Below are 291 nucleotides of genomic sequence, written 5' to 3'. Positions count from 1 at the left end.
CATGTTGTAATACATCTTTATCTTTCACAATATCGGCTATTCTAAGGTTTAAAACGCCACTTTGCTGGGTACCCATAACGTCACCAGGACCTCTTAGTTTTAAATCTACTTCGGCAATTTCAAAACCATCATTGGTTTTAACCATAGTGTTTAACCGTGTTTTGCTATCATCAGATAGTTTATGTCCTGTCATAAGTATGCAATAACTTTGCTCAGCACCTCTACCTACGCGTCCTCGTAATTGGTGTAGTTGTGATAAGCCAAAGCGTTCTGCGCTTTCAATAATCATTA

1 pseudogene is annotated in these 291 nt (G+C 38.1%); it reads right to left on the bottom strand.

The features are described 5' to 3' along the window. Positions 1 to 291, bottom strand: a pseudogene (locus tag FUA24_RS07825) (ATP-dependent DNA helicase RecG); the annotation flags it as partial.

This window comes from Seonamhaeicola marinus, assembly GCF_008085455.1.
Note: the sequence above shows the minus strand (reverse complement) of the source record. Positions and strands in the feature narration are given on the sequence as shown.